The sequence below is a fragment of the Oceanobacillus piezotolerans genome, from assembly GCF_003665065.1.
In the GTDB taxonomy this organism is placed as follows: Bacteria; Bacillota; Bacilli; order Bacillales; family Amphibacillaceae; genus Oceanobacillus; species Oceanobacillus piezotolerans.
Window position 1 is genome coordinate 1 of the sequence record NZ_RCHR01000015.1, and the last position, 14,294, is coordinate 14,294.

Sequence of the window (14,294 nt, forward strand, 5' to 3'; positions counted from 1 at the left end):
AGGAAGTATACCGCCAAGGACCGCAAACTAGTGACAGAGAATGGAAATAACTCAACAAAAAATGGTTCCGAGCGAATTTTATTGCTCGGAACCATTTTTTATACTATTTTAGCTGGTTATGTCCCAGCCTCTTTTTGGATTGGATTACTAGGAAAAATCTCTTGAAATATAGAGTGTGGTAATATATCATAAATATATTAGTTTGTTTTCCAAACAAACTAATAAATCTAAAAACCTCTTCATTTTATGTTATAAAAAATAGAAAGCGATATCATGAAAGGGTTTGCAACTTGGGGGAAGAAACATGGAATGGATTATCAATAATATGCCAATTATTTCATTAGTACTTGGTGTAGCATTGCTATTATTTCTAAATATGAAAGTGAAGTTAAATAGTGTGCTCGCCTTAATTATTTCAGCAATATTAGTTGGTGTATTAAATGGCATGACGCTAACGTCAATTGTCGACACAGTAAAAGCAGGGTTAGGCAGTACATTAGGCAGTCTGGCACTTATTATCGGATTTGGTGCTGTACTTGGTAAATTAATGGTTGATTCTGGTGCAGCGCAGCGCATTGCATCTACATTATTAGAAAAGTTCGGTGTGAAGAATGTTCAGTGGGCATTAATTATAGTTGGAGCGATTTTTGGTATATCGGTCTTTTATGAGGTTGCCTTTATTATTTTAGCTCCACTTGTTATTAGTATTGCAGTTGAGGCAAAGATACCTTACTTAAAGCTTGGTATCACGATGGTTGCGGCTACGACATTAGCACACAGCTTATTCCCGCCACAGCCCGGTCCAACAGCTTTAGTAGAAGCGTATGGGGCAGATATGGGGCTTGTTTACATGCTGGGAATCTTGGTGTTTATTCCAGGAGTTATTGCTGCAGGTATCATTCTACCAAGATTATTAAAGAATCTCGATCGTCCTGTTCCACCACTTTTGGAAAAACCAAAGGAATTCACGGATGAAGAAATGCCCAGTTTTGGCATTAGCTTGCTAATTCCTTTAATTCCTGCAATTATGATTTCGGCTGCTACGATTATTAATATCTTTATCGAAGAAGGCACTTTTACATATGAGTTGGTAAACTTCTTTGGAAGTGCAGAAATGAGTTTATTATTAGCTGTATTAATTGCTATCTATGTTTTTGGTATCCGAAGAGGCCGCACAATGGATGAAGTAATGGAGTCCTTTGGCGGAGCAATTAAGGGGATCGCCATGATCATCTTTATTGTTGGTGCAGGTGGTGCATTTAAAGAGATTATTATTGATTCAGGCGTTGGTGATTATATTGCTGGCATGATGGAAAACACGGCAATTAATCCATTAATTATGGCCTGGTTCATCACTGCGTTAATCCGAATTGCAACTGGGCAAGGGGTTGTATCTGCTATAACTGCGGCAGGAATTGTAGGGCCATTAATGGATACTTTTGATGTAAATCCTGTATTAATGGTATTAGCAACAGCTGCAGGTAGTAACACGATTACCCATGTTAATGATGCATCATTCTGGTTATTTAAAGAATACTTTAATCTTTCCATTAAAGATACTTTTAAAACATGGGGATTGTTATTATTGACAACATCACTAGTTGGGATTGGTGTCGTATTAATTTTGGATATATTTATTTAAGCCTTTTTAAAATAAATAAAGCCACATGAGAACTTACTTTCATGCGGCTTTATATATTGGTCTGGGATATCTTAGTAGGCTAGCTTAGAAGAGGGGGAATTCTGCTGTGCTCCATTAAACTCTCAAACATCAGTCAACTAATAAATTATTAAAACATCAGGAATAAAGGTCTGAAGAGATAGACTATAATTCTGTAATCCCTTACAAAAGCTAAATTTATCCCTGAAATACAAGTTTTGTCCTAGTGATTTTTTAGAAACTTTATTAAAATGTGTACATAAAACGTTTTCAAATTTTATATTATGTGGAATAGTTAGTTTGTTTGCCAAACAAATATACTATATTATAAGGTTATTTAATTTAGTAAGCGCATTCTGAGTTGTCGATGTAGGGGAAAGACGATCATTTGTTTTTAGGTTTTTATGAAAACGCTTTTTGATAGGGTTTTCAATAAATTCTAGGTTTCTAGTTTGTGCCAAAAAGTAGGGGGTAAGGAAAATGCATGCATTACAACATGATTATGAGCAAAAAAATCAACAAAATAATAATGTTCGACCTTTTGGGTTAAGAGATAAATTCGGTTATTTATTTGGTGACTTTGGAAACGATTTCTTCTTTATTTTAGCAGCTTCATATTTAATGGTCTTTTATACAGATATCTTCCATATAAGTGCAGGGGCTGTTGGGGTCTTATTTATGATTGCTCGTGTTTGGGATGCCTTTGCTGACGTGCTTTGGGGACGCTTTATTGATACTAGAAAAACAACAAAAATGGGGAAATTCAGACCATGGATTTTCAGGATGTCGTTTCCTCTAGTTATTATGGGAGTATTAATGTTCGTTAAGATTCCAGGCATGTCAGATGGATTTTATCTTGCATGGGCTTTTGTAACTTATATTCTATGGGGTACACTATATGCAACTGTAAATATTCCCTATGGATCCATGGCATCTGTTATGACAAGTGATCCTGTCGAACGTACGTCATTATCGGCGTGGAGATCATTAGGTGCAACGATGGCTGGTTTAATCATTAATGTTGGTGGTCCATTACTATTATTTGTAAATAATGAACCAAGTGAAAGCCGCTTCTTAATGACTGCAATATTATTTGGTATTCTTGCTATTGCTTGTTATATGGCATGTGTTGCTTTAACGACAGAGAGAATTACAGCGCCAGAAAGAGAGCCTCAAAAAGGTGACTTCAAGAAAACAGTACAAGGTCTTGGAAAAAACAAACCATTGCTATGGATATTAGTAGCTTCATTAGTTTTTATGGTTACAACTTTATTAATTGGTTCTGTAAACGTATACTTGTTCAAGGATTATTTCGGTAATACAACTGCACTAAGTGTGTTAGGATTTGTCCAAACTGCAGTAGTATTCGTTGCGATGCCAATGATTAATCCGCTTGTTAAACGATTTGGTAAGAAAGAAGTTGGATCTACAGGTTTAGCTTTAGCAGCTATTGCATATCTATTATTATTCTTCTTGCCAAATGTAAACGAAACCATCTTTATTATCCTTTCTGGGGTTGGTCTATTTGCTAGCTATGGTTTATTTAACCTAATTATTTGGGCGTTTGTAACGGATGTTATTGATTATCATGAATTACTAACAGGGTTAAGAGAAGATGGTACCGTATATTCTATCTATTCGTTTGCTCGTAAAATTGGACAAGCAATTGCCGGTGGAGTCAGTGCATTTGCAATCGGTGCCGTAGGATACGATGCTACCAAAGCAGCACAATCTGAAGCAACATTAGATGGGATGTACTCTTTAGCCACACTTGTTCCAGGAGTTCTATTCGCAATAGCCTTTGTCGCTTTAGTATTCTTCTATCCACTAACGAAGCAGCGTACACTTAAATTAGCTGAAGATTTAAGTGAGAAAAGAGAAGAAAATAACTAGGCATTTTTAATGGACAGTGATATTCACTGTCTATTTTTTTATCGTCTGTATTGCTTTGATGCTTTGCAATCTTCCCAAGTTGATAGAAAATGTTGATTAACTTAATTTAAAGTAGTTTTTTTACATAACGAAACATTGGGAATATGCGCACGTGATTTCCGCTACGGGCAGTACGCTTTCCGCGGGCAACGTCTCAGCCTCCTCGGAAGAAGACCACTTCCTGTGGGGTCTTCGCTTGTTGCTTTTCCCGCAGGAGTCGACTGCCCTCCGCTACAATCACTTCATGTATTGCGATGCTCCCTCTATTAATCTTTATAAATTTTAGGGCACAATTCAGCGGAGGAAATACACGAAGACTCCTGCGGGATGATAAGCCTAGGTGAGACCCCGCAGTGCGTTAGCACGAGGAGGCTCAGCAGCGCCCGCAGAAAGCGTAGTGTATTTCCGCAGCGGTTCCATGCACTAATTTGAATTGGATAAGTTCGTAGTCTATCCATATTTGCGTGAAAAACAATATATTCTGTATTTTAATAGCATGCTGTTTTAGAATTAAGTATGATAAAAGTATAGTATTTCAAGAGGGGATGGATAATGATGAGTGAGATTCGACAATTGGGTAAACGGGATTATGATGCAATTTTTAATTTGTCACAATATGCTTTTCAATATGTGTTATCAGACGAAGAGTTAGAGAAGAAAAAAGAAGAGACAGCTAGACATATTATATGGGGGGCGATGGAATCTGAGCAAATTGCGGCAAAACTTCATCTCATCCCGCTGCAAGTTTATATCCAAGGAAAAGTTTTCAACATGGGTGGGATTGCTTCTGTTGCTACATGGCCGGAATATAGAAGAAAAGGGATGATAAAGGACTTGCTTCATCATGCACTAAACTATATGAAGGCTAACGGTCAGTACATTTCCTATCTGCATCCTTTTTCTGTTCCTTTTTATCGAAAATTCGGATGGGAAATTGCTTTTGCAGAAAAAAACTACAGCATTCCAATGGATACTCTGAAGAAAGATTGGAAGGCGAAAGGATACGTAAAAAGGATGGGAGAGAATATTCCAGTGCTGCAGGAAATATTTCAATCCTTTGCCATCCAGTTTAATGGGCCGCTAAGACGGGATGAGAAATGGTGGAAAGAGCGAATTTTTAACAAAAAGAAAGTAGTAGCAGTTGCGTACAGTGAGAATCACGAAGCAGAAGGATATCTTTTATATAATGTTAAAGAGAAGAAAGTGGAAGTGGAGGAAATAGCTTACCTATCGATAAATGGCTTAAGACTGCTTATGCAATTTATTGCAAATCATGACTCAATGGCAGAAAATGTAGAAATGGTGGTTGCAGAGAATGACATTCTTCCGCTTTTTGTGAATGAGCCAAGATTCGACCAAAAACTACAACCTTATTTTATGGCGAGAATAGTCGATGTATGGAGCTTCTTAAAGCACTTTCCTTTCAAACCGGGGTTAGAAGATAACTCTTTATTTATTCAGATTGAGGATGAATTCTTACCAGAAAATAGTGGTTTATACTACATAGAGATTAATAATGGAAGTACGTCTGTTGTCTATAATCCGTCAGTAAACAGTGGTCAATTTGGAATTCGCTGTCAAATACAGCAATTAACGTCGATGTTACTAGGGTATAACCGGCCTAAGGAATTATACGAAATTGGACTGATTCATGGGAATGCAAATGAGGTTGAAAAGTTAGAAAAGCTCATTCCAAGTGGGCAAACCTATTTTCCGGATTTCTTTTAATATAATCAAGGTATATCCCTTTTATTAATATAAGTACAATTTTAAATAGTTTTTTATCGAACGATAAGATAGAATAATAGTAATGAAGAGGAAATTCTGGAATAAAGGATGTAGAGAAATGACGTATCGTGTTCAATTACTTCATTTTATCCGACATATGGAAGATCATTTCTTTCGGATAAAGAAAGCGGAGAAAATTCAAAACCTCTGGAAAGTAAATGTATTGCTTCTTTTCCTGAGTGTTATCATTTATGGTTTTATGGCATATCTAGGTATCGGGACGAATTTATTGTCTATTGGTGCTGTTAATCAAACGCCATTAGATTATGAGCTACATAAATTTTGGTTTGTTCTTGGTCGAATGATTTATGCCGTCCTTTTTGCTGCTTTTATCTTATTTATTCCTAGTCTATTATACTATCTATTAACGGATGTTTCGTATCGAAAGTTAATGATTATGCAACAAATAGTGCTTTCTGCTTTGCTCCTTGAACGTCTTATTTGGATTCCAATGGTTACACTGACAGGTTTGGATTGGTATGTGTCCCCTCTTTCCTTCGGTGTGATTGCTTCCTATTTAACAGAGACATCGTGGGTTATTTATTTCTTTGGGGCGATATCTTTATTCCAAATATGGATTATTTGGTTTCAAACAAGATATCTTATTACATTATCTCAGACGAAGAAGCATATTGTCTGGATTAATGTTATTTTGCTGAATGTCATTTTATGGTGCTTTGTTGCTTTACTTTCGTTTGCTGATTCATACCTAATAAGTGGGTGGTTTGAATGAAAAAGAGGATAAGATGGATTCAACTCATCACAGTTTTATTTATTGGAATCAATTTGTTGTTAGTTTATTTGGATGACGAAGGGAAGATTAAACGGACTTCATTTGTAAATGACTGGGGAGAGACTTTTCAGGCGGATGTGGTTGAAAGGTTGTATACTCCTGGGGTTTTAGCAGCTAGTAATGAAGAGAATATTTATTTTGATAAGGCACTTGGCAGTTTTCAAGAATTCTTGGTAAATGAGGGAGAAACGATTTCTGCTGGTGATCCGCTCTATACCTATCGTGTGGAGCACTACTATGATTCAGAAAATCGCTTATTAAATGAAATAAGTACAATAAATGAGGAAATTCGCGCGATTGAAGATGCTATCCAAGATATGACACTATATCAGATCCCTAGTGGAACACCAGGCAACCCTGCATCTGTAAACCGTTCAGAAGAGGGGCTGGCGGTTGAAATTGAAATTCCGCAGTCTGATGCAGAAGCCAATCTGATTAAAGAGCAGTATTTAGTAGAAAAGGAGAAGGAGCTTGCTCAAAAAAATGCTGAATTGACTAGCTTAGAAAATCAATTGGATACACTGCAGGAAACTGGGGATACGATTACGGTTGAAAGCCCGTTTGCTGGAATAGTGAAGGACATTAGTACGAATTTAAGTGATCCCCTTATTACGATAGAAGATACTGTTCTACATGCAGTTGGTGAATTGACAGAGAATGAGCGTGCCCAAGTAGAAGCTGGAATGGCTGCAGAAGTCCAATTAAATGAGGTTGAAGGGCTAGCGATTGGTGTTCTGGAGAATGTTAGTGAAACTCCTAGAAATGTTCATATCCAAGGAGAGAGCATTTATCCATTTTCTGTAGTCTTCGAGGAGCAAACAGAAGAGGGAACAGCAGAGGAAACAGCAGAGGAAACAGCAGAGGAAACGGCTGAAGAAACAGTTGAAGAAACAGTTGAAGAAACAAATATGGAAGAGTGGCTGCCTGGATATCATACCCAAATAGGGATAACATTGGATGAATCTTTAGGTGCGACTGTTTTATTTGATAAAGCAATCAGCAATAACAGCAGTGTATGGAGAATGAATGAGAATGGAAGACTAAATCATCTGTCGATTGAAACAGGGATTCATATGGATGATATGGTTGAAATAGAAAATGGAATTGCTTTAGGTGACTGGATAGCACAAGCCCCATATAACCAATTTAGAGAAGGAGCAGCCTTTGTCACTCCATTACAAGTAAACCAGCTCTCAAGAGATTCCCTCGCATTAAATAATATTAACTGGAAAAGATACTTGGTAACAGGTATATTATCTAGATAATAATGGGTGGAAATGGATCCAAATCCGTTTTCATTCTTATTGTGGGTGGTATAATAAGTGTATAGAGACAAACAGAAGGAGGGTTATAGATGGAAGTCATTTACTTTGGTATCCTGCTGTGTTCGATTGCTTTCTTTATTGCAGTTATCTATCTTTCCATCGTGTTAAGAAGAGTGGCTGATGTAACGAGATCACTTGGATACACGTTAAAGGACGTTGAAAAACAATTTAATTATATTACACCGGCTTTAATTCAAACCATTAGAGAAACAGAGAAAACGGTGGATGAGATGGGGGCAAATCTGAAGGCGACTGATAGTGTGTTTGACTCTATTCATCAGGTTGGAGAATCCATTAATAATGTTAACCAGACATTTAAACAGTACAGTGACAATATGACGGAAGAATCATTTAGAAAACAAATTAAGCCTTTTGTAGAAGGAATCAGATGGGGAGAAGCTGTTTTACAAGTGTACTCCAAATGGAAAAAGGTAAACTAAATACATATTTAATAGAAGGGAAAGAGGAATAGATGACATTAGTTGGAATTGGCGTCATTATTATTGGTATTGCATTACTCATTCTGGCCATCTTTATTGGGCATGCATTAAATAACCTAGCAAATGTCCTTAAAGGCGTAGATAAAACGGTAGAACGGCTTCCTAACCAATTAGATGATATTATGAAGAAAACAGGAGACATGATCAGTGAAAGCAACAATACACTGGCAGATGTCAATGATAAATTACATCAATTAAGCCCGCTTTTCTATGTTGTTGGTGATGTAGGTAATGTAACAAGAAAGTTCTCTTCTTCATTAGTAAACGTGACAGAATCGGCTAAGGTTAAAACTGAATCCGGTGTTAACGCGAAAGACAAGAATAAATTAGGTGGAGCATACGGAACGTTTGCCTTAGGCTATTACTGGCTTAAAAAGCGGAAAGAAAGAAAACGACAAGCTGGATCTTTTGATGAAGCTTAATAACATAAAGTGAAACTTCATACAGTAGGGGCTTTCGTTTAACCCCACTGGGTGTTAACAACACAAGGAGAGACCAGCAACCTTTAAACGAATCGGACGTACGTTTATAGGCTGCCCGTCCCACCGCTTACAAATCTTAATATATCTGGAATTCTTCTAGTTAAGGGTTTTTAATCAGTTTTCCTGCGAAAAATAGGATGCTGCCTTGAGCAGCATCCTATTTTTTAGATTTAAATAATAGATAGACTAGTGCTATAAGTCCATAGAACCCTTTAAAATCCTTTGCAGCCAACTTCCCATTCGGCTGGGTTTCATCTCGTTCTTCCACTTGATGTACGACAGAACTGCTTAATTTATTTGTTGCTCTTCCAATATCTCCTACTATACGGAAAACAGGGCTTAACTCTTTAATTTGTACGTTTACTTGGTTAAGCGTTTCTACTCCAGTTCCAATTGCTTCTGTCGTTTGTGAGGTTAAGGTATTTACTGTTGTTGGTAATTCATCTGTTGTCTTTTGTAAACTGCCAAACACACCTGATAACTTCAAAAGAGGTTTAATTAGAACAATTGAAATTATTAGAAGTGCAACACCAATAATAGATAATCCAATCCCTACCCAAAGCATTCCAATTACTCCCTTCGATCCTTGTAGTATCTCATATTAATAAATAAAGCATACCATATATTACCCTCTTAAGCTTACATTAATGCATAGTTGATTTTTACTTAGTCATAATTGAGTTACTTGTCCCATAAAATAGTGGAAGTACAGGTTAAGGGGCGAGATATATGAGAAAAAGGACCAAAATTATTTTATGGACAATTGGCTGTGCCCTCCTTCTTTTCTTAATTCAATATCCAATCAAGCAGAGTGGAGATGTATGGGAATCGAGGTTTTCCCTGCCCTTATCCGGAAAGACTATTGTTTTAGACCCGGGTCATGGAGGTCCAGATGGTGGAGCAGTTGGTGCAGATGGAACCCTTGAGAAGGGAATAGCTTTATCTGTATCTAAGATGCTGCAGGAATATCTGCAGCAAGCAGGGGCTCAAGTTTTTTTAACAAGAGAAGAGGACAAGGATTTAGCAGCAGAAAGCACAGATGGTTTATCGCGCAGGAAAGCGGAGGACATTCGAAATCGATTAGAGTTCGTTAAAGAGAAAGATGCGGATTTCTTTTTAAGTATCCACTTAAATGCTTTGCCATCGACCAAATGGAGGGGAGCACAATCCTTTTATTATCCAAAGCTAGATGAAAGTAAGCATTTAGCAACGATGATTCAATCAGAGATTATACGAAACTTAGAAAATACAAAGCGAGAAGCGTTGGCGCTGAATGGAATGTACCTGCTAAAACATGCAGAGGTACCAGGGGCCTTAGTGGAGATTGGCTTTTTATCTAACGTTGATGAAAGAGAACTATTAAAGGATAAGCAATATCAGGAACGAATGGCGGCAAGTATTTATGAGGGGGTTTTGCGTTATATAACGGAGGAGCCAGAGGAAAGTGAATAATAAAGTCGCATCTCTTAGATTTTTCTAAAGTTTTTGTTATACTAAAAGTGGGATTACATTAAAACGCTTTATTAAGGGATGGTGACAAGGTTGTTGACAAAAGAAGAAGTGATAGAACTACTAAATCCTGTTAAAGATCCGTTTTTACATATAACTTTAGAAGAATCTGGTGGAATTATAGAAGTATCTATAAAAGAAGATAAGAAACATATTAGTGTTAAGGTTGGCATCTCCAAAATTAATACTGGTGAACAAATGCAAATGCAGCAAGAAATTGTAGGGATTCTTAAACGAAATGGTGCCAATACGGTAGGATTACGATTTGAACAGCTTCCTGAAGAGGTTATACGGAAATACCAACCGGCTGCAGAACAGACACAAGAAGCATCTTTAATGGGTGGAAATACTAATACAAATTTTATTGCTGTAGCAAGTGGAAAAGGTGGGGTAGGAAAGTCTACCGTTACCGTCAATCTAGCGATGGCATTGATGCGACTTGGGAAGAAAGTTGGAATTATTGATGCGGATATCTATGGTTTTAGTGTACCGGATATGATGGGAATAGAAAATCGCCCTCTTGTTCGTGGGAAGAAGATTATTCCAGTTGAGCGGTTCGGAGTAAAAGTTATTTCAATGGGCTTTTTTGTGGAGGATAATTCTCCAATTATTTGGCGTGGGCCAATGCTTGGGAAGATGTTAAACAGCTTCTTTTCCGAAGTGGAGTGGGGCGATTTAGATTACCTTCTCTTGGATCTTCCACCAGGAACAGGAGATATAGCGATGGATGTTCATGAATTGCTTCCATCCTGTAAAGAAATTATTGTAACTACTCCTCACCCAACTGCTGCATTTGTTGCTGCACGCGCAGGGCAGATGGCTATTAAGACAAACCATGAAATACTCGGTGTTGTAGAGAATATGTCTTATTTTGTAAGTGAAAAGACCGGAGAAAAGGAATATGTCTTTGGGCAAGGCGGAGGCGGAAAGCTAGCAGAAGTATTAAAAACAAAAGTGCTTGGGCACTTGCAGCTCGGACAGCCTTATATGGAAGAAGATATTTTCGCACCTTCTGTATATCAGGAAGACCACCCAAATGGAAAAGAGTATCATAAGATTGCTGCAAAAGTAATTGCACAAATGGAGGAATAAAAAAGAGGGCGCTATTATAGTACTGCACTCCAAAAGATAGAGTTGAATCTAATTTTTGGAGGGTTACTTTGGTGCCCTCTTTCGTTTTTATGGATAATAAATGTAGCTTTGCTACTGGGCGCCGCCACCACCGCCTTGACCTTTACCACCGCCACTTTGTCCGCCGCCTTGGCCACCTTGACCGGAATTAGAACCGCCGCCACCTTCCCCTTGACTTTTAGCTTGTTCCTCTGCAGCTTTTAATAAAATCTCCTGCATTTTTGCTTGGAAGGTTGGTGTTTCTAACGTTTGTTGAATTGTCTCTTCTAGATGGGCACGAAATTGCTGGCTTTTTAAAACAGATAACATTTGATCTGTGATTTCAGGGTTCTGTAATAATTCAAGCATCTGTTTTTGGTAATCAGCGTCACTCATTAAACTCTTTTGCAGTTCCTTTTGAGGCTCTTCCATGGACTTAGCAAAGCCTTCAACAAATTTTGGGTCCTCAAATAGGGTAGTCCACATTTTTTTCCCTTTATCAGAAACGAGTGTTTCATTTATGGCTGTTTTAACTTGATCAGAATTCATGATGAGCTCTTCCTTCATTTTCTGGTCAGACAGAATTTCAGTTAGAGCTTTCTTGCCTTCCTCTGTCTGCAATATATCGACAACCATCTTCTTCGTTTGTTCATAATCTCCTTGGTTTCCAGAGGCGTTTCCCCCGGCACCGCCACAAGCGGCGAGAAACAAGAGGAAAAATCCTATCAGTGATAAAAACATATAGCGCATCATTAGGAAGTCCTCCTTTCTTATATGCTTAATATGAGTGACAAATATAGAAACTATACGTTATAGATAGGAAAAAAGTATTCTTCCATGTTAAAATACGCTTATAATGGTATTTCTGCATACAGTAGGGGGATTGGAAAGTGAATACACGCAATTTGGTTAATTTTTTATTAGTAACAGCATTAATTGGGGGAGTGGCTGGATTACTTATTAGCTTTTTTGTTCAGGCAGAAGTTTATGCAGCAAATTTAAGTCCATTTAATTTTATGGAAGTTATTGGTGTCGTGTTATTTAACTTTATACTAGGTGTTACATTTGCCGTTGTTAGCATGACAGGGTTTTTTGCATACTTGTTTATTCATCGTTTTGGGCTCAGTCTGTTTCGTGGGTTCTGGTCCACGGTTCAAGTAGGATTAATCATTTTTGTTCTATTTGATCTTGTATATTTTCCATATCAGGCTGCAAATGGTGAAGTTTCGCTAATATGGTATATCCTAATCGCATTAGCACTATTAGCATATAGTTGGATGGTAGCGAAAAAGAAAGCGAAAGAGACAAATAAACATGCTTTTATTCCAGCGCTTTTCTTTATGATCGTTATTACTACAGTAGAATGGGTGCCAGCATTACAAGTTGAAGGAACAGAATATATGTGGTTAATGATTGCGCCTTTGTTAGCATGTAATACATACCAACTATTAAAATTGCATCGTATTACTAACAAAGGTAAAAAAGAAAACATATCGGCAAAACAAAATTCAACTTCCGTTAAGATGAAAAAAGTAAGTAAAGCATAAAGACATCAGGAATTATTCCCGATGTCTTTCTTCCGTTTATCGAGGTTAACTGGCAGTAAACCCTCACTGAGTGATGTATCGCTTTATTCGACTAACTTGGCTTCTGCATGTGCTTGGTTAATTAATTCCGTCATTGGCACAAAGTGAAATCCTTTGTTTTTCAATCCTGGCAATATAGTGTCTAAAGCGTCTGCTGTTTGCTTTGCCGAATCAGATGCATGCATAAGAATGATATCGCCTTTATTTGTATCTTTCATTGTCTTGTCAATAATTGCTTGTTTGCCAGGGTTTTCCCAATCGTTTGTATTAATATTCCAATGAATGACTTGATAATTCATATCTTTCGCTAATGATAATATCTCTTCATTAAAGTGACCATGGGGTGGTCTGAGCAGAGTTATATCTTCATATCCTAATTTGTTGAAAATCTCATCTGCATATGCTAAATCCCTTCTTACTTGGTCAAGTTCTTGCTCAAGGTAACTTGTATAACGATATCCTAGCATCCCTAATTCGTGATCCCCTTCTGAAATCTTCTCAAGAATGGATGGGTGTCTTTCCGCCCATTCACCACTAACAAAAAAAGTAGCTTGTACCTGATGATGCGATAGTTTGTCCAATATTTCATGAACACGTTCTTCTCCCCAGCTTATATTGAAGGTTAATGCTATATTTGGTTCATTTGCATTTCCTTTAGAAAGGGCAACTGGATTATCGTTAGAAAAAATCGAAACTATACCGTTGTTTCCTATCCAAATTACGAAGGCGGTTAAAAATGCTAATCCACTAATGAGCAGCCATCGTTTAAACTTAGTAAAAGATATAACGTGAAAATGCTTCATTTTTTTCCTCCCATCTATATTCATTCCCTTAATAAGATTTTATGAATAATAAAATTAAATATGAACGAGCTATTTAGAATAATTTTGAATAAAGTTCGACATATTTTTAAAAAAGGAGGTATGTATTCTGTAAATTAGGGAATAGAAATAAGACGCTGTATACATAAATACATAAGTAATTAAATAAAGAGGTGATAAATGATGTTAGGATTACTATTAAAAGACATGGAGCAAAAAGAGATTGAGTATTTATTGAAAAGGGAACTAGATGAGATATTGAATGATTTAGAAGATCCCAGAGTAAATAAAAAGCTTAAGGAATCGATGAGAACAAGATACAAAAGGCTATTTAAGTTGTTATGTCGAATGTGTAATGAGAAAGATCGCACCAAGTATATGCTTAAAACAGGTGAAAAAGAATATAGATAGGCAAGTGAATAAGTTAGAATTATTAAACTTATTATTAACCTATTGAATCACTTCCTGCCCTGTGGTATAGTTATTTTCGTTGCCGCTGAAACACGCGATAGTAAATTTTAAATTTCCTAATCGACAGGCGTTGACAATATCAATTAAACATGATATATTATTATTCGTCACTGAAAATAAACGACGAAGAAATTTGCTCTTTGAAAACTGAACAAAACAACCAGTATGTTAGGACAAAAAGAAAACTCGTTTTTTCTTTTAATAGAAGGTAACACTTCTAAAAGCTAAGACATAGAATTGATTGGTGTCAATTCTAACAAACTTTTTTGGAGAGTTTGATCTTGGCTCAGGACGAACGCTGGCGGCGTGCCTAATAC

14 protein-coding genes are annotated in these 14,294 nt (G+C 37.0%); 11 read left to right on the forward strand and 3 right to left on the reverse strand.

The window, feature by feature from the left end; all coding sequences use genetic code 11:
- Positions 1 to 304 precede the first annotated feature (304 nt).
- From D8M04_RS19715 to D8M04_RS19745, 7 genes are all read left to right on the forward strand, one after another.
- Positions 305 to 1,642 (forward strand): gluconate:H+ symporter, encoded by a 1,338-nt coding sequence (locus D8M04_RS19715; RefSeq protein ID WP_121525114.1) that lies wholly within the window; start codon positions 305 to 307, stop codon positions 1,640 to 1,642.
- Between the two features lie 498 nt (positions 1,643 to 2,140).
- Positions 2,141 to 3,553: an MFS transporter gene (locus D8M04_RS19720; protein WP_121525115.1), complete on the forward strand. Its 1,413-nt coding sequence runs from the start codon at positions 2,141 to 2,143 to the stop codon at positions 3,551 to 3,553.
- 594 nt (positions 3,554 to 4,147) lie between these two features.
- A complete protein-coding gene (locus tag D8M04_RS19725; RefSeq protein ID WP_121525126.1) occupies positions 4,148 to 5,320 on the forward strand; it encodes a GNAT family N-acetyltransferase in 1,173 nt (390 codons plus the stop codon).
- 118 nt (positions 5,321 to 5,438) lie between these two features.
- Positions 5,439 to 6,113: a hypothetical protein gene (locus D8M04_RS19730; RefSeq protein ID WP_121525116.1), complete on the forward strand. Its 675-nt coding sequence runs from the start codon at positions 5,439 to 5,441 to the stop codon at positions 6,111 to 6,113.
- Positions 6,110 to 7,438 carry an efflux RND transporter periplasmic adaptor subunit gene (locus D8M04_RS19735; RefSeq protein WP_121525117.1) on the forward strand — a complete coding sequence of 443 codons (1,329 nt, stop codon included), beginning with the start codon at positions 6,110 to 6,112 and terminating at the stop codon, positions 7,436 to 7,438. The genes D8M04_RS19730 and D8M04_RS19735 overlap by 4 nt, the downstream gene beginning before the upstream one ends.
- 89 nt (positions 7,439 to 7,527) lie before the next feature.
- Positions 7,528 to 7,938 carry a DUF948 domain-containing protein gene (locus D8M04_RS19740; RefSeq protein ID WP_121525118.1) on the forward strand — a complete coding sequence of 137 codons (411 nt, stop codon included), beginning with the start codon at positions 7,528 to 7,530 and terminating at the stop codon, positions 7,936 to 7,938.
- A 32-nt stretch (positions 7,939 to 7,970) separates the two neighbouring features.
- Positions 7,971 to 8,420 (forward strand): DUF948 domain-containing protein, encoded by a 450-nt coding sequence (locus tag D8M04_RS19745; protein WP_121525119.1) that lies wholly within the window; start codon positions 7,971 to 7,973, stop codon positions 8,418 to 8,420.
- Between the two features lie 217 nt (positions 8,421 to 8,637).
- Here D8M04_RS19745 and D8M04_RS19750 read toward each other — a convergent pair whose 3' ends face one another.
- On the reverse strand, positions 8,638 to 9,045 hold the full coding sequence (locus tag D8M04_RS19750) for a DUF948 domain-containing protein (protein WP_121525120.1): 408 nt from the start codon (positions 9,043 to 9,045) through the stop codon (positions 8,638 to 8,640).
- A gap of 164 nt (positions 9,046 to 9,209) precedes the next feature.
- Here D8M04_RS19750 and cwlD point away from each other — a divergent pair, with 164 nt between their 5' ends.
- Both cwlD and D8M04_RS19760 read left to right on the forward strand, forming a co-directional pair.
- The gene (gene cwlD / locus D8M04_RS19755; RefSeq protein WP_121525121.1) at positions 9,210 to 9,932 is read left to right on the forward strand and encodes an N-acetylmuramoyl-L-alanine amidase CwlD; all 723 of its coding nucleotides are present in this window, start codon (positions 9,210 to 9,212) and stop codon (positions 9,930 to 9,932) included.
- Between the two features lie 90 nt (positions 9,933 to 10,022).
- Positions 10,023 to 11,081, forward strand: coding sequence for an Mrp/NBP35 family ATP-binding protein (locus D8M04_RS19760; RefSeq protein ID WP_121525122.1), 1,059 nt, complete (start codon positions 10,023 to 10,025; stop codon positions 11,079 to 11,081).
- A gap of 111 nt (positions 11,082 to 11,192) precedes the next feature.
- Here D8M04_RS19760 and gerD read toward each other — a convergent pair whose 3' ends face one another.
- The gene (gene gerD / locus D8M04_RS19765; RefSeq protein WP_121525123.1) at positions 11,193 to 11,852 is read right to left on the reverse strand and encodes a spore germination lipoprotein GerD; all 660 of its coding nucleotides are present in this window, start codon (positions 11,850 to 11,852) and stop codon (positions 11,193 to 11,195) included.
- 137 nt (positions 11,853 to 11,989) lie between these two features.
- Between gerD and D8M04_RS19770 the strand changes: the two genes are divergently transcribed.
- Complete coding sequence (locus D8M04_RS19770; protein WP_121525124.1) at positions 11,990 to 12,646, forward strand: KinB-signaling pathway activation protein; 657 nt, start codon at positions 11,990 to 11,992, stop codon at positions 12,644 to 12,646.
- An 83-nt stretch (positions 12,647 to 12,729) separates the two neighbouring features.
- Here the strand turns inward: D8M04_RS19770 and pdaB are convergent, their stop codons facing one another.
- Positions 12,730 to 13,488, reverse strand: a complete 759-nt coding sequence (gene pdaB / locus D8M04_RS19775; protein ID WP_121525125.1) for a polysaccharide deacetylase family sporulation protein PdaB — start codon at positions 13,486 to 13,488, stop codon at positions 12,730 to 12,732.
- A 198-nt stretch (positions 13,489 to 13,686) separates the two neighbouring features.
- Between pdaB and D8M04_RS19780 the strand changes: the two genes are divergently transcribed.
- Complete coding sequence (locus D8M04_RS19780; protein ID WP_342772666.1) at positions 13,687 to 13,917, forward strand: hypothetical protein; 231 nt, start codon at positions 13,687 to 13,689, stop codon at positions 13,915 to 13,917.
- Positions 13,918 to 14,294 lie beyond the last annotated feature (377 nt).